Source organism: Streptomyces sp. NPDC006552 (assembly GCF_040611655.1).
Lineage (GTDB): Bacteria > Actinomycetota > Actinomycetes > Streptomycetales > Streptomycetaceae > Streptomyces.
This window is the reverse complement of sequence record NZ_JBEXOS010000024.1, coordinates 1-22,263: the sequence shown is the minus strand read 5'-3', so window position 1 is coordinate 22,263 and position 22,263 is coordinate 1. Positions and strand designations below refer to the sequence as shown.

Below are 22,263 nucleotides of genomic sequence, written 5' to 3'. Positions count from 1 at the left end.
ACCCGCGGCGCGACCCCCCGGCGCCGCTGCGCGGCACCGACGCTGCCCTGACGTCGGAGCCGATGGCGAAGGGCCCCGCAGCTCCGTCCTGCGGGGCCCTTCGCGTGCCCGCCGACGGTCACTCGCCGGCGGGTGCGGCCTTCTTCAGCTTCTCCACCTTGGCGACCTGCGCCTCGACGATCGCGTCGGGGACCGCGGCCCGCTTCGCGTCCAGCACGTTCATGCCGGAGAACGCCGCCAGCGTCGAGCCGCTGCGCACGACGACGTACGTCATCGGGATCGTCTCGCCGTCGATCTTCCCGGTCATCGCGTACGAGACGGCCTCGTCGCCCAGGGCGGGGGCCTTGCGGGGGCCGACGCCGCTGTACTTGTAGTCCGTGTGCTCGTACGCGTCACACTTCTCGCTCGCCGTGCGCAGCCCCGCGAGCACCTTCTCGGCGTCCGCCTCCTCGTACGCGAGCAGCCCGACCTGGACCACGGTGGCGTCCGTCTCGGTGAGGCTGGTCACCGAGCGGGCCGCGCGGGCCTCGGCGCCGGGCTCCGAGCCGAGCAGGAACATGTCGGCCAGCGGCTGGCACACGGCCGGGTCCGCGGGCACGCTCACGTCCGGCATCTCGTCGTCGGAGACCTTGCCGACCCGGTACCCCTTCACGTCCGCCCCGGTGAGCACCGCCCGCCCCAACTGCGCCTTGCTGAGCGGCTCCAGCCCCGGCCCGGCGTTCGCGCCCCGGCTCTCCCGCGTGCTCCCGGCCTTGTCACCGGCCGGGCTCGCACCGTCGTCCGCTCCCGCACCGCACGCGGCCGTGGCGGTCAGCGCCGCCGTCGCGCAGAGACCGGCCAGCACGCGCCCCAGACCTGACTTCACGTTCGTCCCCACCTCAGATATGTCCCGGGCGCGGTCGGCGATCCGGCCGCGCCGAGCGCCATCAAAGCCCGGACCTGCGGCGTTTGCCAGTCCTTTGCGCCCGCCGGGCGTAACGATCGGAGATCGCCGAAAAGGTTGTACGGCCGGGGCGTGGCGATCGGCACGGCCGCCCGACAAGCTCGACGGGCGGCCCCGCACGGAACCCATGGCGGAAGGCAAGCGGAACATAAGCCTCATTCTGTGACTCCTGCCACATCAGGCAACGAAGCGCCGACTCGCTGGTCTCAACCAATGCGCGAGTCGAGCGGCTCGTCCTCTTGGGGGGAGACCACGTGAAGATCGCCTTTCTGATCAACAACGCGTACGGCATCGGCGGCACCATCCGCGCCACGGCCAATCTGTCGGGGGCTCTCGCCACCCGGCACGACGTCGAAGTGATGAGCGTGCACCGGACCACCGACCGGACCGGCCTGCCCTTCGACCCGCGCGTGCGCCTGCGCACCCTGATCGACCTGCGCGAGGGCAGTCCGGCCTACGCGGGCGACGAGCCGGCGGCCGCACGCCCCTGCGCGATGTTCCACGAGAAGGGCACGCAGGAGGGGCGGCTGCGCTACACCGCGCTGCACGACCAGCGGCTCGCCGCCTTCCTCGCCGAGACGGACGCGGACGTGGTCATCGCCACCCGCCCGATCCTCAACGGCTACCTGGCCCGCCACGGCAGCGACCGCTACCTGCGCGTCGGCCAGGAGCACCTCTCGCTCGCGGGCCACGCCGACGACGTGCGCCGCAACCAGAACGTGGCGATCGGGCAGCTGGACGCGTTCGTCACCGTCTCGGAGGCGGACGCCGCGCAGTACCGGGCCGCGCTGCCCCAGGTACGCACGACGCTGACCTGCGTCCCGAACGGAGTGGCCGCCCGCGACGTCGAGGTCTCCTCGCGTGACTCCAAGGTGATCGTGGCAGCCGGGCGGCTCATCCCGGTCAAGCGCTACGACCGGCTCGTCGACGCCTTCGCCGAGGTGGCGGGCGAGCACCCCGACTGGACGCTGCGGCTGTACGGGCGCGGCCCCGAGAAGGACAGGCTGCGCGCCCGGATCGACCAACTCGGCCTGTACGAGCGGGTGGTGCTCATGGGCCCGGTCTCCCCCATCGAGACCGAGTGGGCCAAGGGCGCGATCGCCGCCGTCTCCTCCGACATGGAGTCCTTCGGCATGACCATCGTCGAGGCCATGCACTGCGGCGTCCCGGTGGTGGCCACCGACTGCCCGCACGGCCCCGGCGAGATCATCACCCACGGCGAGAACGGCCTGCTGGTCCCGGTGCGGGAGGGCGACGCCGGCGTCACGGCCTACGCCGACGCGCTCCGCCTGCTGATGGCCGACGCCCCGCTGCGCGACCGGCTCGGCCAGGCGGCCCGCGCCCGCGCCGGGGACTTCGCGCCGGCCACCGTGGCCCGCCGCTACGAGGAGCTGTTCCGGCAGCTGTCGGTCCGGCGCCACCAGCAGCGAGGGCGCCCGGCGCACCAGCCGCCCCGCCCGGGGCTGCTGCGCCGGCTGTTGAGCGCCGCCCCCGCCCGGGAGCCCGGGCCGGCCGCCGAGCCCGCGCCGCCCCGCAAGCCCGTCGCGTTCGCCCGGTCCACCGCCGACGGCGGGTGCACGGTGCGGTTCGACGCGGCGTCGCTGCCGCCCGGCCCGCTCGACTTCGTGGCCCGGCTGCGCAAGGACCCCAAGGGGCGGGAGATCCGGCTGCCGGTTCCCGAGGTCGCCACGGCGCCCGATCTCGGCGCGATCGGGGTCACCCTCGCCCCCGGTGACCACGTCCTCGACGAGGGGCGCTGGGACTGTTACGTCGCCCGGCGCGGCACCGACCGGCGCGTGCGCCTGCTGTGCGGGCTCGCCGAGCGGGCCCGGCTCGTCGGCGCGGCCCCGCGCAGCGGCCCCGACGGGGTGGCGGTCCGCCTTCCGTACGCCACGGTCGACGGCTTCTTCGCGCTGCGCGCCTGGCACCGTCCGGCCCACGCGGAGGTGGTGCGCGCCGAGATCGGCGAGGAGGGCGCCACGGTCGAGGCGGTGCCGCTCGGGACGCCCGGCACCCTCGACGGGGCGCGCGTGGTCGCCGTCTCGCGCTCCGGGGAGGGCCAGGACTTCTCCGTGCCGGTGGCCGCGCTGCCCGGCGGCGGGTTCACGTTCACCGTGCCCTACGAGGCGGCCGCCGCCCGGCGCGGCACCGCACGCGACCACTGGGACCTGCGGCTGCACCGCGCCGCGCCCGGGTCGGCGCCGGTGCCGGTCGGCCGGCTCGGCGGCGACATCGTCGACCGCAACAAGACCGACGTGTTCCCCGAACGCGGCACGCTGGGCGTGCGGTTGCTGATCACGGCGGCCGGCGATCTGGCCGTGAGCGCACGGGAGCAGTGACCCAGGTCACATAAAGATCGTGTGAGGTCGAGGACAACCATTGTGGGCGACCGGAGGTCACATGTGCTGTATCAACGGCCACCTCCGCGCCCGCCTCGGCGGCGGCCCTTCCTTCGTACCGATCGAGGTCAGATGAAGCTTCGCCGCGCACTGGTGACGGTGGCCGCGACGGCCGCCCTGGCGCCGGCCGCCCTGCTCTGCGCCCCGGCCGCGTTCGCCGACGGGACGCCGGCCGCCGCGTCCGCCACGGGCGACCCGTCGGCCGGCACCTCCACGGAGCCCGGGGACGGCGCCGCCGGGACCGAGCCCCCCGCGACCGGCGACGACACCACCACGCCGGCCCCGGCCGACACGACGCCGGGCACGGCCGACACCACCCCGGCCCCGGACCCGGACGAGACCACCACGCCCCCGGCCTCCCCGGACCCGTCCGTCACGGACGGGACGGACGAGACGGAGCCGCCCGGCGACGAGACCGGTGGCGAGCCGGGCGACGAGACCGGTGGCGACGAGTGCACCGCCTACGAGGACAGCCCGGGCACCCTCGCCGAACTGCGCGGCCTGCCCTCGCAGATCGTCGCGGGCTCCGGCTGGCACGGCTTCACCTTCCGCGTCTCGAACAAGACGGACGAGGCGTTCACGTCGGTCACCGCGGACCTCTACGCGTTCGCGTACGCCTACGACGAGGACATCACGGAGATCACGAAGTACCTGCACGTGCAGTACTCCGACCGCAGCGGCTGGCACGACCTCGACACCGATGTCTCCGCCCAGGACGCCCTGGCGTTCGGTGACGCGGGCGCCATCGCGCCCGGCCACCACGCCGACGTCCGGCTGCGCATCAAGGTGGACGCGCAGGCACCCACCGGGACCGGCGGTTCGGTGGCCTTCGCGGCCAGCGTGAACACCGACGGCGTCTGCGGCTACAACGTCCCCGGGGACAAGGAGTACCGCTTCGAGATCCTGGCGGCGGACGCGAAGCCCGGCAAGGTCCCGCCGGCGACGAGCGCGCCGCGGCCCGCCAACACCCCGGCCCCGCAGGCCAGCAGCACCCCGCTCGCGGGCACGCTGGCCGAGACCGGCTCCAGCTCGATGCTGCCGGCCGCCGGCGTCGCGGGCGCGCTCGCCGTCCTCGCCGGTGCCGGTGTCGTCTACTCCGTGCGCCGCCGCGAGGCGGACGACCGGGCGTAACCGCCGGCCGCACGCACGGACCCGGAGGACCCGCACTCGGAGGGGGGTGCGGGTCCTTCGCGTACTACGGCCGGTCCTGGTTCCGTGGCGGCACCGCCGGCACCCCGAGGAACGGCAGCTTCAGCGCGCCGAACGCCTCCGCGGGGACCGCCGGGTTCTTCGGCTCGACGGCCGCGAGCCGGGTGTAGGCGGCGCCGGACGCCGGGCGCGGATCGGTGTCGCCCTTGTTCGGCCAGTAGGACATCGCGCGCTCGGCCTGCGCCGTGATCGTCAGGGACGGGTTCACGCCGAGGTTGGCGGAGACCGCGGAGCCGTCGACGACGGAGATCCCCGGGTGCCCGTAGAGCCGGTGGTACGGGTCGATCACCCCGGTGCGCGGGCTGTCACCGATGGGGCAGCCGCCGAGGAAGTGCGCGGTCAGCGGGGTGCCCATCAGCTCCCCGACGTTCGATCCGGCGAAGCCGTTGATCTCGGCGGCGAGCGCGGCGGCGCCCTGCGAAGCCGCCTTGATCTGCTTCGGGTTGGGTGCGCCGTGACCCTGGCCCGCGGTGAGCAGGCCCTTACCGACGCCGTCCGGCTTCAGGTACGTGGTCAGCGAGTTGTCCAGGGACTGCATGACCAGGCCGATGATGGTCCGCTCCGACCAGCGGCGGTTGGAGAGCGAGCGGGCCATCAGGGTCGGGTGCCGGACCGCGTTCACCACCCAGCCCGCCACCCGTGAGGACTTCTCCGCGTAGGGGACCTGGAGGATGGAGAGGCTGCCCATCGCGTTCGAACCCTTGCCGTAGCGGACCGGCTCGATGTGGGTGTCCGCATCCGGGTGGACGGACGAGGTGATCGCGACGCCCCGGGTGAAGTCGACCTGCGTGCCGTGCCGTTTGCGGTAGCGCCGCTCGGAGGTCTGCGCGCCGACCAGGGCCTCGGAGTTGGTCCGGGTCAGCTCGCCCAACCTGGGCGATATGTACGGCAGTTGGCCGCTCGCCTTCATCCGGTGCAGCAGCGTCTGCGTCCCGTACGTGCCCGCCGCGACGACCACCTTGCGGGCCGTGAGGACGCGGCCCGCCGCCTTCTTCTTGTCGTCGGTCGGCAGCGTCGCGACCGCGTAGCCGCCCTGCGAGTCGTCGGTCACCGACACGACGGTCGTCATCGGGTGGACGACCGCGCCCGCCTTCTCGGCGAGGTACAGGTAGTTCTCGTTCAGGGTGTTCTTCGCGCCGTGCCGGCAGCCCGTCATGCACTCGCCGCACTCCTGGCACGCCCTGCGCGCGGGGCCCGCCCCGCCGAAGTACGGGTCGGGGACCTGCTGGCCCGGCCGCGCCGTCACCGACCCGTCGGCGTCCTCGCCGTCACCGAAGAAGACGCCGACCGGCGCCATGTGGAAGGTGTCGCCGATCCCCATGGCCTGGGCGGCCGCCTTGAGGTGCACATCGGCCGGGGTCATCGTCGGGTTGAGCCGGACCCCGAGCATCCGCCGCGCCTGGTCGTAGTACGGCTTCAGCTCCTCCTCCCAGTCCGTGATCTCCTTCCACTGCGGGTCCTCGAAGAAGGGCTTCGGCGGGACGTAGAGGGTGTTGGCGTAGTTGAGCGAGCCGCCGCCGACGCCCGCCCCGGCCAGCACCATCACGTTGCCGAGCAGGTGGATGCGCTGGATGCCGTACATGCCGAGCTTCGGCGCCCACAGGTAGTTCTTCACGTCCCAGGAGTTCTTCGGGAGCGTGCCGGGCGCGAACCTGCGGCCCGCTTCCAGGACGCCGACCCGGTACCCCTTCTCGGTCAGGCGCAGGGCGGACACGGATCCGCCGAAGCCCGAGCCGATGACCAGCACGTCGTAGTCGTACCCGGGGTCGTCGTGTTCCTCCGGCGCCATTGCTGGTTCTCCTTGGATGCGAGTGCGGGCTTCGTGTGGCTGGTCGCGCGGTTCGCCGCGCCCCCGGCAGGGCGACTAGCGCAACCGGAGTTTCTTCATCACGCTCAGGCTGCGCGTCATGAACCGGGCGTACTGCTCGTCGTCCATGCCGAACGACGGCGCCATCGGCATCACCCGCTGGTGCGCGACGGTCTGCGCCTCGGTGTACTTGAGCAGGCCCTCGCTGCCGTGCCGGCGGCCGAGCCCGGAGTCCTTCATGCCGCCCATCGGCGCCTGGACACTGCCGTACGCGGGCGCGTACCCCTCGTTGATGTTCACGGTGCCGGAGCGCAGGCGGGCCGCGACCTCGTGGCCGCGCCGGGCGTCCTTCGTCCACACCGAGGAGTTCAGGCCGTACGGCGTGGCGTTGGCCAGCGCGATGACCTCGTCCTCGTCGGTGAAGCGGTAGACGGAGACGACCGGGCCGAAGGTCTCCTCGGTGCAGACGGCCATCGGCGCCTGGACCCCGTCCAGGATGGTCGGCTCGAAGAAGTACGGGCCGATGTCCGGGCGGGCGACGCCGCCGGCGACGAGCGTGGCGCCCTTGGCGACGGCCTCCTCGACGTGCCGCGTCACGGTCTCCAGCTGCCGCTCGCCCACGAGCGAGCCCATGTCGGCGCCGTACGCGAGCGACGTGCCGAGCCGCATCGCCCGGGTCCGCGCGGCGAACCGCTCGAGGAACGCGTCGGCGAGCGCCTCGTGGACGTACAACCGCTCGATGGAGATGCACAGTTGGCCCGCGGAGGAGAAGCAGGCCCGCACGGCGCCGGCCGCGGCCTTCTCCACGTCGGCGTCCTTCAGCACCAGCATGGCGTTCTTGCCGCCGAGTTCGAGCGAGACGCCGATCAGCCGGGCGGCGGCGCCCTGCGCGACCTCGCGGCCGGTGCGGGTGGAGCCGGTGAACGAGACGTAGTCGGCGTGGCGGACCAACTCGGGCCCGACGACGGGGCCTTCGCCGAGCACGACCTGGAAGACCTCGGCGGGCAGGCCCGCCTCGACGAGGAGGTCACGGGCCCACAGCGCGGTCAGGCAGGTCTCGGTGTCCGGCTTCATGACCACGGCGTTGCCCGCGACGAAGGCGGGCAGCGCGTCGCCGACGGAGAGCTCCAGGGGGTAGTTCCAGGGCGCGATCTGGCCGACGACACCGCGCGGCTGGCGCAGCTCGGTCACCTTGGTCAGGGTGGGGACGGCGCCGGTGTGCCGCTTGGGCTTCAGGTAGGCGGGGGCTTTGCGGCCGTAGTGGCGGGCCGCGACGGCGACGGCCTGCACCTCTTCGTGGGCGTGCAGCCGGGCCTTGCCGGTCTCCAGCTGGATCAGGTCGAGCACCTCCGCCTGGCGCTCCAGGACGAGGTCGTGGAAGCGCAGCAGCACCGCGGCGCGCCGGCGCACCGGCGTCTTCGCCCACACCTCCTGGGCGGCGCGGGCCCGTTCGAAGGCGGTCGCCACGTCCTCGGGCGTCGACTCGGGCAGGTCGGCCAGTTTCGCGCCGGTGAACGGCGTGTGGTTCGCCGTCCGCCCCGAGCCGACCACGCCCCGCACGAGCTGGGCGACCAGCTCGGGCGTGACCACGTCGGCGGCGGTGCGCGCGCCCGCGGGGGCGGCGGCCAGGGGGTTGGTTCCGGCCCGCGCCGCGGGGGCCTCGGTCTCGGCGCCCGCTGCGGCGGCTGCGTACTCGGGGGTGGCCTGCGACTCCGTCATGGTGGGGAGGGTATGCCGAAGCCGACGCTTTCGGTACCCATCGGTAACGGGCTTTCACCGACCACACACATCACGCCAGTGATCGCTGGCAGCAAAGCCGCTGATCAGGGGCTTTGCTGCCGCGCGGCGTGCCTTCGATCAATTGTCCGCAATATCGAGGTGGGCGAGGACGTCGCCGGCGACCTCGCGGCCGCGCGCCGTGAAGTCGCCCGCGCCCGGATAACCGACCGAGACCCGGTACATGTCTCCGTCCTTGTTCTTGTAGTAGAGGAAGCGGACCTCGCGCGGCCGCGGGTTCTCGGTGTCGTCCGTCTTGTAGGCGACGGTGTTGCGCGCGGCGTCCTGCCCCTGGAACTCGGCGTTGGCGTCCGGTGAGGTCCGCGCCCCCTGGGGCATGTCGAGGCCCGAGTCGCCGCTGTCCTTGAACTTGCTGTCGTCGTCGTACATCTGGGCGCGGGCGGAGCCCTTGATCTCGTGCAGCGCGTCGTCCTTCTTGCGCGCCACGTGCACGCCGACCTGGATGCTGCCGCTCCAGTCGGTGTACGTCACCCAGTTCTTGTCGGTGTCGGTCGCGGTGGGCCGACCGGCCTGGTAGTCCCGCGGCACGGCGACGCCCACGCCGAGCGCCTTCTCCTCGCGGGTCGTCCAGCCGTCCGGCAGCGGCCCGGCGAACGGGTCCGCGATCACCAGGTACGCCGCTACCGCCAGGGCCACGATCCCCGCCGCGAGGCCGGTCAGGGCCGTGCGGCCGAGCCGGAGCCCGCCCCGCGCCGGGCCGGCCGGCACGGCCCGCGTGGGCTGCGGCGCGGGCGGCTCGGCGGCGCGCTCCAGCAGGGCGCGGACCTGCGCCGCGTCCGGCCGCCGCCCGGGGTCCTTCTGCAACAGCCCGTGGATGGCGTCGGCCAGCGGGCCCCGCGCGGCGGCGGGCGCGGCCGGGGTCGCGTGCAGCACGGACTGGAGCGTGGCCGGGGTGTTGGTGCGGCGGAACGGCGAGACCCCCTCCGTGGCAGCGTACAGGACGACGCCCAGCGACCACAGGTCCGAGGCGGGTCCGGGGCGCCGGCCCAGCACCCGCTCCGGCGCGATGAACTCGGGTGAGCCGATGAAGCCGCCGGTGTCCGTCAGGCTGGTCTCGCCCTCGATCTGGGCGATGCCGAAGTCGGTGAGGACGACGCGGTCGTGCCGGCCCAGCATGATGTTGTCCGGCTTCACGTCCCGGTGCAGGACGCCGGCCGCGTGCGCCGCCTCCAGGGCGCCCAGTACGTGCAGGCCGATACGGGCGGCCTCGCGCGCGCCGAGCGTGCCCTCCTGGAGCACCGCGCCGAGCGAGCGGCCCTGCACGAACTCCATGACGATCCACGGCCGGCCGTCCTCGACGGCGACGTCGTGCACGGTCACCACCGCCGGGTGGCCGAGCCGCGCCGCGGCCCGCGCCTCGCGCCGCATCCGCTCGAAGACGGTGGCCCGCTCCCGCTCGGGGAGGTGGTCGGGGACCCGGGGCTCCTTGACGGCGACCTCGCGGTCCACCGTCTCGTCCTTGGCCCGCCACACGGTGCCCATGCCGCCGTGGCCCAGCTTGCTCAGCAGGCGGTAGCGGCCGGCAACCAGGCGGCCCGCTCCCGGGTCCGGCTGCCCGGGTGCGGCGCCCGCGGGCCGCGGCAGGGGCTGCGGCGGCGCGGCCATGGCGTACGGGTTGCCCTCGTGCGGCACGTGCGCAGGCCCCGGCCGCGGGGGCTGGAGGCTGAAACTGGTGGGTTCGTCCGGACCGTGGGAGGGGCCCCCGTTGTCGTTCATGGCCCCATCCCTACCGTGCGGACGCGCCCGGTTCCACCACGGTCACGCAGTTGTGACCGCCCCGGTGCGGGCCCGGCGCCCGGGTCCGGCCGTCATTCCCCCACAGAAGGGACGAACGTGTCGACGGCGGCGTCGAAGTACCCGCGCGCCTCGTCGATCCTGCCGACGGGCGCCGACACCCACACGTGGTACGTCCGGCCGCCCTCCTCCCAGCACAGGTCCATGGTCCGCCGGGGCCCCTTTGCGGCGCCGAACCCGTCCCGGGTGAACTCCCAGAGCGCGGCGTCGTGTTCGTCGTGCGAGGTGTCGGTGACCTTCCCGTCCCGGTACCCCGGCTCGGAGCGCGGCCCGTCCGCGGCCGCCCGGCGCTGCGCCCCGGCGGGCCCGCCGGGCAGCCGGCCGGTGTCGCGCACGCCGATGCGGAAGACGTCACCCGGTGACAGGTACAGCACCCGCGCCCCGTCGGCCGAGCGGGAGAACCCCCGCGGCACCGCGACCGTGAACCCCTCCGGGTCCCGGACGGTCCGGTACCCGGGCGGCGCCGTGGGCCGCGGCGTCGCCGTCCTCGTCTCCTCCCGGGTGACGGTCACGGTCGGCGTGGGCGAGGCCGGCGCCGTGCCCGGCGCGGACGTCGCGCTCGGCGGCCCCTGCGGCGCGTCGTCGTCCCGGTTCGCGAGCAGCGCGGCCGCGGAGATGCCCGCCCCGGCGACCGCCGCGACCAGGGCCGCGGCCACCAGCAGCACCCGCGTCGGGATGCGGCGGCGCACCACGACCACGTCCGTCCCGGTGGCGAAGACCATGCGGGGCGGCGCAGCCTGCGGGGTCGCGCCGGTGGCGACGTAGGCGCGCAGCAGCCGTTCGGCCTCGTCGAGCCCCATCCGCCGGGCGGGCTCGCGCTCCAGCAGGCCCTGGATGACCGGGAGCAGCGGGGCGGCCTCGGCGGGCGGGCGGAACTCCTCGTAGACGACGGCGTGCAGGATGCCGCCCATGGAGTCGCGCCGGAAGGGGGACTCGCCGCTGAGCGCGGCGCACAGCAGCGCGCCGAGCGACCACAGGTCGGCCCCGGCGCCCGCCCGGTCCCCGGCCATCCGCTCCGGCGCGGTGTACTCGGGCGAGCCGACGAAGCCGCCGGTCTCGGTCAGCGTGGTGGCGCCCTCGACCTGGGCGATCCCGAAGTCGGTGAGCACGGTGCGGGCGGTGCCCGACTCCAGGAGCACGTTGGCCGGCTTGAGGTCGCGGTGGAGCACCCCGGCGGCGTGGGCGACGCGTAACGCGCCGAGCAGGGCGAGGCCGATCCGCGCCGCGTGCACGGCGTCGACGGGCCCGTGCCGGGCGATCCGGTCGGCGAGCGATCCGCCACTCACCAGATCCATGACGATGTACGGGCGGCCGTCGTGCTGGACGACGTCGTGCACGACGACGATGTTCGGGTGCCGCAGCTGGGCGACGGCGCGGGCCTCGCGCAGCATCCGCTCCCGCTGCTCGTGCGCCTGCGCCTCGGAGAGCGACTCGTCGACGGCGAGTTCCTTGACGGCGACCTGTCGCGCGAGCAACGTGTCCGTGGACCGCCAGACGACCCCCATGCCGCCCCGACCGATCCTGGCCTCCAGCCGGTAACGTCCCCCGATCACACGGACGTTGTCCCCCTCGGTCCCCATACGCCCCATCATGCCGCACAGTTGCGGGCGGGGACTGTCCGGTTCCGGTCAGCAACGGACGGTCATGCGGGCTGCCATCCTCGCAGAATGGCGTCGAACCGCTCCCTGGCTCCGTCCCAGTCGGCGGCCGGCACGGAGAGGTAGAGGGCGTACTCGGTGCCGTCGGCCTCCCGGTACGTCTCCTCGATGGCGTGCCGCGCCCCGGACGTCGCGTCCTGGTTCCCGGCCGTCCAGGTGAACTCCCAGAGCGAACCGGCCCGGTCCCGGAAGGTGTTGGAGTCGAGCGCCACCCGCCGGTAGTCCGGCAGCTTGACCCGCAGGTTCTTCTCCAGGTCCAACTGGTGCTGGTAGGAGTCCGGCCACTGGGACGCCTTGTCGACGGCGATCCGCACGAAGGTCTGGCCGCCGTCCGGCGTGTAGTCGATCTGCTGGCCGTTCGCCTGCCGCTTCCAGCCGGGCGGCAGCATCAGGCTGAAGCCCTCGACGTCCTGGACCCGCTCCCAGTCGTCGGGTATCGCCCCGGACGCGGTCGTCCCGCCCTGCTCGCCGCTCTTGCCGTCCTGCTTGCCGTCTTTTCCGTCCTGCTTGCCGTCCGAGCCCGCCGAGCTGTCCTGGCCGGTGGTGTCCTGCTGCGCCGAACTCCCGCTGTCGTCCCGATGGTCTGCGTAGTACATGGCTCCGGCCACGCCGCCGCCCGCGAGGGCCACGGCCGCGACGACGGCGAGCAGCGCCCGCGGCCAGCGCCGCCCGGGAGCGGCGGGGGCGGGGGCCATCGGTACGGGCGCCATGGGTGCGGGCGGCGTCACGGTGGTGGCGGTCTCCGGCCGGGGGCCCGGCGCGGGCACCACCCGGGTCGGCACGTACGCCTGGGCCGCGCTGGCGCGCCGCCCCTCCGCCGCCTCGGCGAGCATCGCCTCGGCCTCGTCGGCGGTGGGCCGGTCGGCCGGGTCCTTGCGCAGCAGCGCGCTGATCACGGGCCCCATCGCCCCCGCGTACTCCGGGACCTCGGGCTCGTCCTCGATGACGGCCTGCATCGTGCTGATCGGCGAGGTACGCCGGAAGGGCGAGACGCCCTCGATGGCCGTGTACAGCGTGGCGCCCAGCGCCCACAGGTCGGAGGCGGGGCCCGGCTCGGAACCGCTCACCCGCTCCGGGGCCAGATAGTCCACGGAGCCCACTATCTCGCCGGTCCGCGTGATCGTGGAGTCGCCCTCGACCTGCGCGATCCCGAAGTCGGTGAGCTTGACCCGGCCGTCCTTGGCGAGCAGCACGTTGCCCGGTTTCACATCGCGGTGCAGCACCCCGGCCTTGTGCGCGGCGCGCAGCGCCCGCAGCGTCCACAGGCCGATGCGCGCGGCCTCGGCGGGCACGATGCGGCCGTGCTCCTTGACCGCGTCGGCGAGCGAGGGCCCGTCGACCAGCTCCATGACGATCCACGGCCGGTCGTCGTGCTCCAGCACGTCGTGCACGGTCACGACGGCGGGGTGGTTGATGCGCGCGGCGGCCCGCGCCTCCGTCTGGGTCCGCGCGAGCAGGATGGCGCGGTCGGCCTCGGCGACCCACTGAGCGGCCGTCAGTTCCTTGACGGCGACGGCCCGGTGCAGCACTTCGTCATGGGCGCTCCACACGCGGCCCATACCGCCGCGGCCGATCGATTCACCGAGCCGGTAGCGGTTCGCGAGGAGCTGGCCCTGCATCTGATTCACGTTCCCACCCATGGTCTTGACAGGGCCACACTAGGGAGCGGGCGTCCCTCAAGGAACAGGCGGGGTGGGATGGAGACAGCACTGTGACGCGCGTCGCGTCCGGTACCTCCCGGTTCAGCCGCCGTACTGGTAAGTAGCCGACGCCTGGTCGTACAGCCGCGTCACCTCGTCGCGTTCGGCCTCCGGACCCCGCACCTGGACGACGTGGAACTTCCCCCCGACGACCATGGCCAGATTGCGTACGAACACCTCGCGCCCGTCCGAGCCCTCCCAGGTGAACTGCCCCTCGGCCATGGGCCGTCCGCCCACGTCGATGGATTTCATCCCGCTGGAGGTGGCCCAGGTGGAGTCGCGGAACGGCTGCAGTTCCCGCTCGTGCTCCCGCTGGTACTTCATGGGGTCGCGGCCGTACGCGGAGGTGGAGTCGCGCCCGGGGACCAGGAGCAGCTCGAAGTTCCCGTGCGTGTACCGGACCTGGCCCCGCCCGTTCTTCGCCTGACGCTGCCAGCCCTTGGCGACGGCGACCTCGAAGCCCTCGGGGTCCTTGCGCAGGGTGAAACCGGCCGCGACATCGGACTGCGGCTGCCTGCTGGACGGCTCGGAGCTGCTCCTGCCGTCCGGCGACGAGGTGGGCGTCGCCGCGTCGCCCGCGCCCTTGCCGTCGGACGCGGACGGGGTGCGCTCGGGCGCCCCGCCCACCGAGTTCGCGCGCTCGTCCGTCCCGGAACCGGTCTCGTCCTTCGGCATGAACGCCATCGCGTACACCACCGCGCCGACGAGCCCGGCCAGTACCAGGATCAGCAGCCGCCGGCCGAGCGAACCGGGGGCCCGGCCCTGTCGCGCGCTCGGCGGGGCCGGGGCCCTCTCGGCAGGCGGCGGCCCGGCCGTCCGCTGCGCCCGCGGGGGCTTCGGTGCCTTCTGGGGCCGGGGTGCCTTCGGCGTCCGCGCCGGGCGCGGGGCGCGCTCGGCGCGGCCGCGGCGGTGACGGGCGCGGCGGCGGACCAGCTCGCCCCGGCGGCGCACGATCGGCAGCCGGGCAGCGTCGAACGGGGGCGCGGGCACGACATCGGCCCCCGCGTCCGGCTCCGGCGCGGAGCGCACCAACGACCGCAGCCAGCCCCGCAGTTCCTCGAAGTCGAGCCGCTCGGTGGGGTCCTGGCGTAACAGCGACTCCACGACGGGCCGCAGCGGCCCGCACTCCTCGGCGAAGGCGGGCGGCTCCGCGCACACCATCTGGACCAGCTCCGCCGTGGACTCCTCCGGATACGGCGCGTGTCCCTGAACGGCCCGGAAGAGCAGCGCGCCCAGCGCCCACAGATCGGTGGCGGGCCCCACGGGCGCCGCCAACTGCCAGCTCTCCTGCACGGGATAGGCCTGCTCGGGCGCCCACCGCTCGGTGACCGGACCCACCACGGTCATCCGCACCTGCCGGGCCCGCTCGGCGGCGACACCCCCGAGCACACTTCCGGCTCCGCCCAGCGCACTTCCAGCCCCGCCGGGAGAGATCCCAGCCTCGCCCGGCGAGAATCCAGCCCCTCCGGCGCTTGAGGAGCGGGGTCCGGGGCGGAGCCCCGGGTCCTCGGGGCCGGCCCCGGACTCGCTCTCGGCCTCCACCTCGGGCTCGGCACCGACCAACTCGTTCCACCGGGCGGGCCGCACCCCACCCTCACCCCCCGGCCGCGCCGCGGCCCCGTGCCAGTTCTCCCCCACGGCCGCGGCCCGCGCCCCCGCGCGATACGCCGCGATCGCCCCGGCCCGAGCGGCCCGGAAATCCCCGGGATCGGACGGCGCCGCAGGCAGAGCGGCCCCGGGACCGGACCCCGGCTCAGGTCCGCGCTCCGGCTCAGGCCCCGGCTCAGGCTCAGGCTCCGGCCGGAACAGCGGCTCGGCACCGGGGCCCGCCTCGGCCCCGCCCACCGCCGGCCGCGGATCGAACCCGCACAGCGCCTCCTCCGCCGCCCCGGCCGCCATCCCGGTCAGCACGACCCGCCCGTCGTCACAGACGAGCACGGTCCGCGCGGTGATGTTCCGGTGCACCCACCCGTGCGCGTGCAGCGCCCGCAGCGCGGTGAGCACGTCGGAGGCGATCTCGGCGGCCCGGTACGGACTGAGCGGCGCGTGCTCCAGCACCGCGGCCAGCGGCCGCGCCGCGACGACCTCGCTCACCACCCAGAGCGAGCCGCCCTCGGCGAACACGTCGAAGACCTGGTCGAGGCGGGGATGGTCGGGTATCTGCGCGGCGGCCTGCGCCGCCTCGATGGCCCGCGCCACGGCCGGCTCGGCGGAGCCCCGCACGGCCGGACCGCCCGGCCTGAACCCCTCCGGCAGCCCGTCCGCGTCGAGCACCTCGGCCTCGACGACCTCCGGCAACGGCACCTGCCGCACCAGGACTTCCTGCCCGCTGTACGTGTCGAAGGCGCGGCTCTCCGGGAACTCGTGCGCGTCGGCGGCCACCACGGGCAGACGGTAACGGTCGGCGAGCACCCGTCCCGCGTACTCGTCCACGACGCCTCCCCAGTCCCGCGCTGCGGTCAATTCCGTTCGCTCTGTGCCCAGTTGTACGAACTGTTACGTCACGTCGCCGCCCGATACGGCTGCGTACGGTCCGCAGGCACTCACGATACGTGCCGAAGGGCCTCCAGGGTCAGGACTCTTCCGCTTTGCCGACAAGCGCTCTCACCGCGGCCGCTCACGACTTGGGCTTGAAGGACTCCGTGAACGTCTTCCACGCCGCCTTGCGCTGCGCACCGTCCCAGTCGGCGTCCTTCGCCGTGTACATGAGCCCGTACCCCTGCGCGCTGCTGACCACGAACCCGCGGTCGATCGAGCGGTACTTGGTGCCCCCGTCGACGTAGGTGAACTCCCAGTCGGCCGTGGACCAGCCGCGGTAGTCGACCGCCTCTATGCGGATGCGGTGGTACTGGGACCGCCGCATGTAGTGCTCCTGGTTCTGCCAGTCCTTGACCGGGTCGGACTTCGGCGTCCCGGTCCAGCCGACCAGCAGCTTCTGCCCGTCGGGGCCGGCGAAACGGGCACCGGCGGCGCTGGTTGAGGCGTACTTCCACCCCTTGGGCAGGCCGATCGTGAAGCCCTGGGAGTGCTTGTACGTGGTGGCGTCGCCGTCGGCGCCGGAACCGGTGTCGCTGCTGGGCGAGGCGCCCTGGCCGGAACCGCTCCCGCCGCTCTCCTTCTCGTCCGACTCGTGCGCGCTGGGCCCGGTCGCGCCCGAACCCTTCCCGTCGTCCTGGCCGTTCGTCTCCTTGCCGCTGCCCTTGTCCTGGCCCGAGCCCTGGCCCTCGCCGCCGGTGGCACCGGCGGAGGTGGCCTTGTCGCCGCCCTTGGCGCTGCCGCCCTTGTCGTCGTCGCCGCCGAGGGTGAGACCCAGGACGACGCCGATGACCGCGAGCACGACGATCACCGCGATGATCGCGAGCGTGCGGCGCGGCACGACGTCGGTGATCGAGGCCCTGGCGGGGGTGCGCGCCGGGCCGCCGGGCTGCGCCGGGATGCGCCCGGACGCGGCGGACGCGGAGGTGGTGGTGGTGACCGCGGCCGGCTTCTCCCGGGCGACCGTGGCGGCGGCCGCGGCCTTGCGCACCGACTTGAGGGCGCCGCGCAGCTTCTCCCCGGCCTCCTCGCCGCGGGCGCCGGCCGCCGGACCGCCCTTGCCCCGCGCGGTGTCGGGGCCGGGCACCGGCGGCAGCGGTACGACCTTGGTGGCGTCCACCGGTTCCGGCGCGGCGGCCGGCCCCGGCACGGGCGCGTGCAGGACGTCGTTCAGCAGGGCCCGGGCCCCGGCGTCGTCGAGGCGCTGCGCGGGGTCCTTGGCGAGCAGTCCGTAGATCACCGGCTCCAGCGGGCCCGCGTTCTTCGGCGGGTCGACCGGCTCGGTCATCACGGCGGTCAGCGTCGCGATCGCCGAGCCCTTGTCGTACGGGGGCACGCCTTCCACGGCCGCGTACAGCAGTCCGCCCAGCGACCACATGTCGGCGGCGGGTCCCGGCTTGTGGCCCCGGGCCCGCTCCGGCGAGATGTAGGAGGGCGCGCCGACGAGCATGCCGGTGGAGGTGATCGAGGGGTCGCCCTCGACCTGGGCGATGCCGAAGTCGGTCAGGACGACCCGGCCGTCCTCGGCGATCAGCACGTTCGACGGCTTCACGTCGCGGTGCAGGATGCCTTCGCGGTGCGCCGAGCGCAGCACGTCGAGGACGGCGATCCCGACCTCGGCGGCGCGCCTGGGTTCGAGCACCCCGTCCTCGCGCACGGCCTCGGCGAGGGACTTGCCCTCGACCAGCTCCATGACGATCCACGGGCGGTCGTCCTCGTCGACGACGTCGTAGACCGTGACGGCGCCGTTGTTGCGGATCCGGGCGATCGCCTTGGCCTCACGCAGGGTGCGCGTGATCAGGCGCCGCTTCTCCTCGTCGTCGATGCTGGTCGGGAAGCGCAGCTCCTTGACCGCGACGGTCCGTCCGAGCGTCTCGTCCTTGGCCCGCCAGACCGTGCCCATGCCGCCCCGGCCGAGCACGTCGCCGAGGCGGTACCGCCCGGCGAGCAGCCGTCCGGTCCCGTCCTGGCCGGAAGCGGACTCCCGTCCGGCGGGCCCCTGCCCGTCCCGGTCGTCGCCTGCGTCCGACCCGTCCTTGACGGACGCGTCCTGACGAGCGCTCTTGTCCTGACGGGCCTCGCCCGCCCGCTCCGCCTCCGACATGCGTCCCCTCTGCAACCCGCCCTGACAGAGCCTTCATTGTCCCTCACGTGAGGACCGCCCGACGCCCAGGGTCGCCCCTGGGACGCCGTTCGTACAGAACGTCCCGTCCGTCGGACCGCGTGGGCGAAGGGACCGTCCTGCCCGACTCCGGACACTCCCGGTCAAACCTGTGACCGCGGTTCTTCTCTGTCTGGATCCGGGCGGCCGCGCCGCCCGTTGATCCTTCTGTGGGGCCCACTCTTCCGCTGCTCGTCACCAAGGGCAAGGCCCTGAGGGGAACACTCCTGGTCACCGAGGGCGCACGCCGCCCGGCGCCCGCCCCGCACCGGCCGGTCCACCCCATGACAAACCGTCACAGCGGGGCGATATCGGGAGCTCCGAGCCGCGCCGCGTCGGCCGTGAGGTCGTCCGGCTGCAACTGGGACTCGCGCTCAGCCTCCACCCGCTTCTCGTAGTGCTCGACCTCCCGCTCGATCTGGTCCTTGTCCCAGGAGAGCACCGGCGCCATCAGTTCGGCCGCCTCGCGCGCACACCGCGTGCCGCGGTCGAAGGTCTCGATGGAGATGCGGGTCCGCCGGGTCAGCACGTCGTCGAGGTGCCGGGCCCCCTCGTGCGAGGCCGCGTAGACGACCTCCGCCCGCAGGTAGTCGTCGGCGCCGGTCAGCGGCGCCCCGAGCCCCGGGTCGGCGGCGATCAGTTCGAGCACTTCCTGCGCCAACGCCCCGTAGCGGTTGAGGAGATGCTCGATGCGCACCACGTGCAGCCCGGTGCGCGCGGCGATCCGCGCCCGCGCGTTCCACAGCGCCCGGTACCCCTCGGCGCCCACCAGCGGTACGTCCTCGGTGACGCACTCGGCGACCCGCTGGTCGAGCGCGTGCACCGCCTCGTCCACGGCGTCCTTGGCCATGACGCGGTACGTCGTGTACTTGCCGCCCGCGACGACCACGAGCCCGGGCACGGGGTGCGCCACGGTGTGCTCGCGCGACAACTTGCTGGTGGCGTCGGACTCCCCGGCGAGCAGCGGGCGCAGCCCGGCGTAGACCCCTTGGACGTCGTCGCGCGAAAGGGGCACGCCCAGCACGGAGTTCACGTGCTCCAGCAGGTAGTCGATGTCGGCGCTGGACGCCGCCGGGTGGGCCTTGTCGAGATCCCACTCGGTGTCGGTGGTGCCGACGATCCAGTGCCGGCCCCACGGGATGACGAAGAGCACGCTCTTCTCGGTGCGCAGGATGAGCCCGGTCGTCGAGTTGATCCGGTCCTTCGGCACGACGAGGTGGATGCCCTTGGAGGCGCGGACGTGGAACTGCCCGCGCTCCCCGACCATGGCCTGGGTGTCGTCGGTCCACACGCCGGTGGCGTTGACGACCTGCTTGGCGCGGATCTCGTACTCGCCGCCGCCCTCGACGTCCCGCACGCGCGCGCCCACGACCCGCTCGCCCTCGCGCAGGAAGCCGGTGACCCGGGCCCGGTTGGCCGCCTTCGCGCCGTACACGGCGGCGGTGCGCACCAGCGTCGCGACGTAGCGCGCGTCGTCCATCTGCGCGTCGTAGTACTGCAAGGCGCCGACCAGCGCGTCCTTCTTCAGGCAGGGGGCGACGCGCAGCGCGTGGCGGCGCGTCAGATGCCGGTGCGTGGGCAGCCCGCGCCCGTGTCCGCGCGCCATGGACATGGCGTCGTACAGGGCGACGCCGGAACCCGCGTACAGCCGCTCCCACCCCTTGTGCTGCAAGGGGTACAGGAACGGCACCGGCTTCACCAGGTGCGGCGCGAGCCGCTCCAGGAGCAGCCCGCGCTCCTTCAGGGCCTCCCGGACCAGCGCGAAGTCCAGCATCTCCAGGTATCTGAGGCCGCCGTGGATCAGCTTGCTGGACCGGCTCGACGTGCCGGAGGCCCAGTCCCGTGCCTCGACGAGGCCGGTGGAAAGGCCCCGCGTCACCGCGTCCAGCGCCGTGCCCGCGCCCACCACCCCGGCGCCCACGACCAGGATGTCCAGTTCCCCCTCGGCCATCGCCGCGAGGGCCTCCGCGCGCTGCCCGGGTCCCAGTGTCGCTGCCTTCACTGCTGCCTCCCGCTGTCGTCGGCGCCGGCCTCACCGGCAGATGTACCCGGGCTCACAGGACGCAAGCAGGGCACGGAGTGCGACTTGCCCTGATTCTTCACTCTCTGCCCGGTTACAGCCACTACGGGACCGCCACAGCAACACTCCACGACCCACGGCGACGCAATACCGCATATCGGTCATATTTACTCCTAGTGTGACAGTGCGCTCGCCCGACCCGACCACCGGGCTTGCGCATTCGTCCCGCTCCGGCCAGCAGCCGGGTCCGCCTCCCGGGAAGGACGGCACCATGCCCGCAGACCTCGCCGTCATCGGCCTCGGCCACCTCGGCCTGCCGCTCGCGCAGACCGCCGTCGCCGCACGCATCGCCACCGTCGGCCACGATCCGGACCGGGCGCGGGACCTCGCCGCGGGCCGGGTCCCCGGCGACGGCGACGACGCGGCCCTGACCGCCGCCGACGTCCGCCGCATGCTCGCCGGCGGCTTCCGGCCCACCGCGAACCCCGCGGAGCTGGGCCGGGTGCGCACCGCCGTCATCTGCGCCCCCACCCCGCCCGGCGCCGACAACACCCCCTCCCTCGGCCCCGTCACCGAGGCGACCCGCACCCTCGCCGCCCACCTGCGCCCGCACACCACGGTCATCATCGAGTCCCCGGTCCCGCCGGGCACCACGGAGAACGTGCTGCTGCCCCTCCTCGAAGAGGGCTCGGGGCTGCGCGCCGGCCGCGACTTCCACCTCGCCCATGCACCCGGCCGGGTCGACCCCGGCAACCGCACCCGCAGCTACGCGGCCACTCCCAAGGTGATCGGCGGCTACACGCCGGCCTGTACGGAATCGGCGGCGACCTTCTACAGCCGCCTCACCGACAAGGTCGTCCGCGCCCGCGGCCCGCGCGAGGCGGAGACGGTCCACCTGCTGGAGACCAACTACCGCCACGTCAACATCGCGCTGGTCAACGAGATGGCGGTGCTCTGCCACGACCTGAACGTGGACCTCTGGGACGTCATCCGCTGCGCCGAGACCAAGCCCTTCGGTTTCCAGGCCTTCCGCCCGGGACCCGGCGTCGGCGGCCACGCCCTCCCCCAGGACCTCACCAGCCGCCACCTGCCGACCCGTCCGCTGCGCATGGTGGAACTGGCCCGCCAGGTCAACGACCACATGCCGGCCTACGTCGTCCAGCGCGCGGCCACGCTCCTGAACGAGCACGGCAAGTCCGCCCGCGGCGCCCGCGTCCTGCTCCTCGGCATCACCTACAAGCCGGACCTCGCCGACCAACAGGGCGCCCCCGCCCGGGAGATCGCCACCCGCCTCATGCACCTCGGCGCGGCCGTCAGCTACCACGACCCCTACGTCCCGTCCTGGAGCGTCCTGGACCGCCCGGTCCCGCGCGCCGACACCCTCTACGAGGCCGCGGCCGACGCCGACCTGACGATCCTGCTCCAGCAGCACCGCACCTACGACCTCCAGGGCCTGGCCGTCAAGGCCCAACTCCTCCTGGACACCCGGGGCGCGACCCCGGCGGGCGCGGCCCACCGGCTCTGAGCTGCTACTGTGCGGGCCTTCTGGGCACATCCGTGCCCGTATTCACTCTTCGGGGGACCGCATGACCCAGCCGCCGCACCCACAGCCGCAGGACGCCAACCCGTACGCCAAGGAGCAGCCGCCCCAGCCGGCCCCGGCTCCGGACCAGCCGCAGCCGTACACCCCGTTCCCGCAGCAGCAGCCCCAGCCGGGCTTCGCGATGGCGCCGCCGCAGGCTCCCGCCCGCGGCAACCTGGGCCTCGGGATCCTCGCCGGTTTCGTGACGATGCTGGCCGCGGCCGGGGCCTACGGCGGCATCCTGGGCGGGACCGAGCACGAGATCGGTTACGCGGCCGTCGGCGTCGGCTTCCTGGTCGGCCTCGTCACGGGCAAGGTCGCGGGGCGCAACCCCGTGGCGCCCGTCGCCGCCGCGCTCATGTCGCTGGTCGGCGTCTACTTCGGCCAGCTGCTCGGCGAGGCCATCATCGGCGCCAAGCAGCTCCCGGTCACGGTGACCGAGCTGTTCACCGACCACTTCGACCTGCTCAACGAGGCGTGGAAGGCCGACGCCGACTTCCTCACCTTCGTCTTCTTCGCCGTCGCGGGCATCGCGGCGTTCGGCGCGACCAAGCGCGCGGCCGGCTGAACCGGCCGGGACAGACGTGGGGCCCCGCCGCCGCCCATCACGTACGCGTCGCCGACCTGGGCCTGGAGGAAGCTGATGACGGCGCCGACG

The 22,263-nt window shown here is 73.9% G+C and carries 13 protein-coding genes; 4 read left to right on the top strand and 9 right to left on the bottom strand.

The window, feature by feature from the left end:
* Positions 1-118: 118 nt before the first annotated feature.
* Positions 119-865 (bottom strand): hypothetical protein, encoded by a 747-nt coding sequence (locus ABZY33_RS16280; RefSeq protein WP_356492225.1) that lies wholly within the window; start codon positions 863-865, stop codon positions 119-121.
* Between the two features lie 332 nt (positions 866-1,197).
* Between ABZY33_RS16280 and ABZY33_RS16275 the strand changes: the two genes are divergently transcribed.
* The gene (locus ABZY33_RS16275; RefSeq protein WP_356492224.1) at positions 1,198-3,282 is read left to right on the top strand and encodes a glycosyltransferase family 4 protein; all 2,085 of its coding nucleotides are present in this window, start codon (positions 1,198-1,200) and stop codon (positions 3,280-3,282) included.
* Positions 3,283-3,414: 132 nt separating this feature from the next.
* On the top strand, positions 3,415-4,473 hold the full coding sequence (locus ABZY33_RS16270) for an LPXTG cell wall anchor domain-containing protein (protein WP_356492223.1): 1,059 nt from the start codon (positions 3,415-3,417) through the stop codon (positions 4,471-4,473).
* A gap of 64 nt (positions 4,474-4,537) precedes the next feature.
* Here the strand turns inward: ABZY33_RS16270 and ABZY33_RS16265 are convergent, their stop codons facing one another.
* The 8 genes from ABZY33_RS16265 to ABZY33_RS16230 form a co-directional block, all read right to left on the bottom strand.
* Positions 4,538-6,340, bottom strand: coding sequence for a GMC family oxidoreductase (locus ABZY33_RS16265; RefSeq protein ID WP_356492222.1), 1,803 nt, complete (start codon positions 6,338-6,340; stop codon positions 4,538-4,540).
* A gap of 75 nt (positions 6,341-6,415) precedes the next feature.
* Entirely contained in the window at positions 6,416-8,077 is a 1,662-nt protein-coding gene (locus ABZY33_RS16260; RefSeq protein WP_356492221.1) for a succinic semialdehyde dehydrogenase, read from the bottom strand.
* Positions 8,078-8,215: 138 nt separating this feature from the next.
* Positions 8,216-9,871, bottom strand: coding sequence for a serine/threonine-protein kinase (locus ABZY33_RS16255; protein WP_356492220.1), 1,656 nt, complete (start codon positions 9,869-9,871; stop codon positions 8,216-8,218).
* 92 nt (positions 9,872-9,963) lie between these two features.
* Positions 9,964-11,529, bottom strand: a complete 1,566-nt coding sequence (locus tag ABZY33_RS16250; RefSeq protein WP_356492219.1) for a serine/threonine-protein kinase — start codon at positions 11,527-11,529, stop codon at positions 9,964-9,966.
* 62 nt (positions 11,530-11,591) lie between these two features.
* Positions 11,592-13,226 (bottom strand): serine/threonine-protein kinase, encoded by a 1,635-nt coding sequence (locus ABZY33_RS16245; protein WP_356492276.1) that lies wholly within the window; start codon positions 13,224-13,226, stop codon positions 11,592-11,594.
* A gap of 123 nt (positions 13,227-13,349) precedes the next feature.
* Positions 13,350-15,740: a protein kinase gene (locus ABZY33_RS16240; protein ID WP_356492218.1), complete on the bottom strand. Its 2,391-nt coding sequence runs from the start codon at positions 15,738-15,740 to the stop codon at positions 13,350-13,352.
* Positions 15,741-15,924: 184 nt separating this feature from the next.
* Positions 15,925-17,946 carry a serine/threonine-protein kinase gene (locus ABZY33_RS16235; protein ID WP_356492217.1) on the bottom strand — a complete coding sequence of 674 codons (2,022 nt, stop codon included), beginning with the start codon at positions 17,944-17,946 and terminating at the stop codon, positions 15,925-15,927.
* 352 nt (positions 17,947-18,298) lie between these two features.
* The gene (locus ABZY33_RS16230; RefSeq protein WP_356492216.1) at positions 18,299-20,005 is read right to left on the bottom strand and encodes a glycerol-3-phosphate dehydrogenase/oxidase; all 1,707 of its coding nucleotides are present in this window, start codon (positions 20,003-20,005) and stop codon (positions 18,299-18,301) included.
* Between the two features lie 289 nt (positions 20,006-20,294).
* Between ABZY33_RS16230 and ABZY33_RS16225 the strand changes: the two genes are divergently transcribed.
* Together ABZY33_RS16225 and ABZY33_RS16220 are read left to right on the top strand one after the other, a co-directional pair.
* Complete coding sequence (locus tag ABZY33_RS16225; RefSeq protein ID WP_356492215.1) at positions 20,295-21,548, top strand: nucleotide sugar dehydrogenase; 1,254 nt, start codon at positions 20,295-20,297, stop codon at positions 21,546-21,548.
* Between the two features lie 61 nt (positions 21,549-21,609).
* Entirely contained in the window at positions 21,610-22,173 is a 564-nt protein-coding gene (locus tag ABZY33_RS16220; protein WP_356492214.1) for a hypothetical protein, read from the top strand.
* The last annotated feature ends 90 nt before the right edge of the window (positions 22,174-22,263 follow it).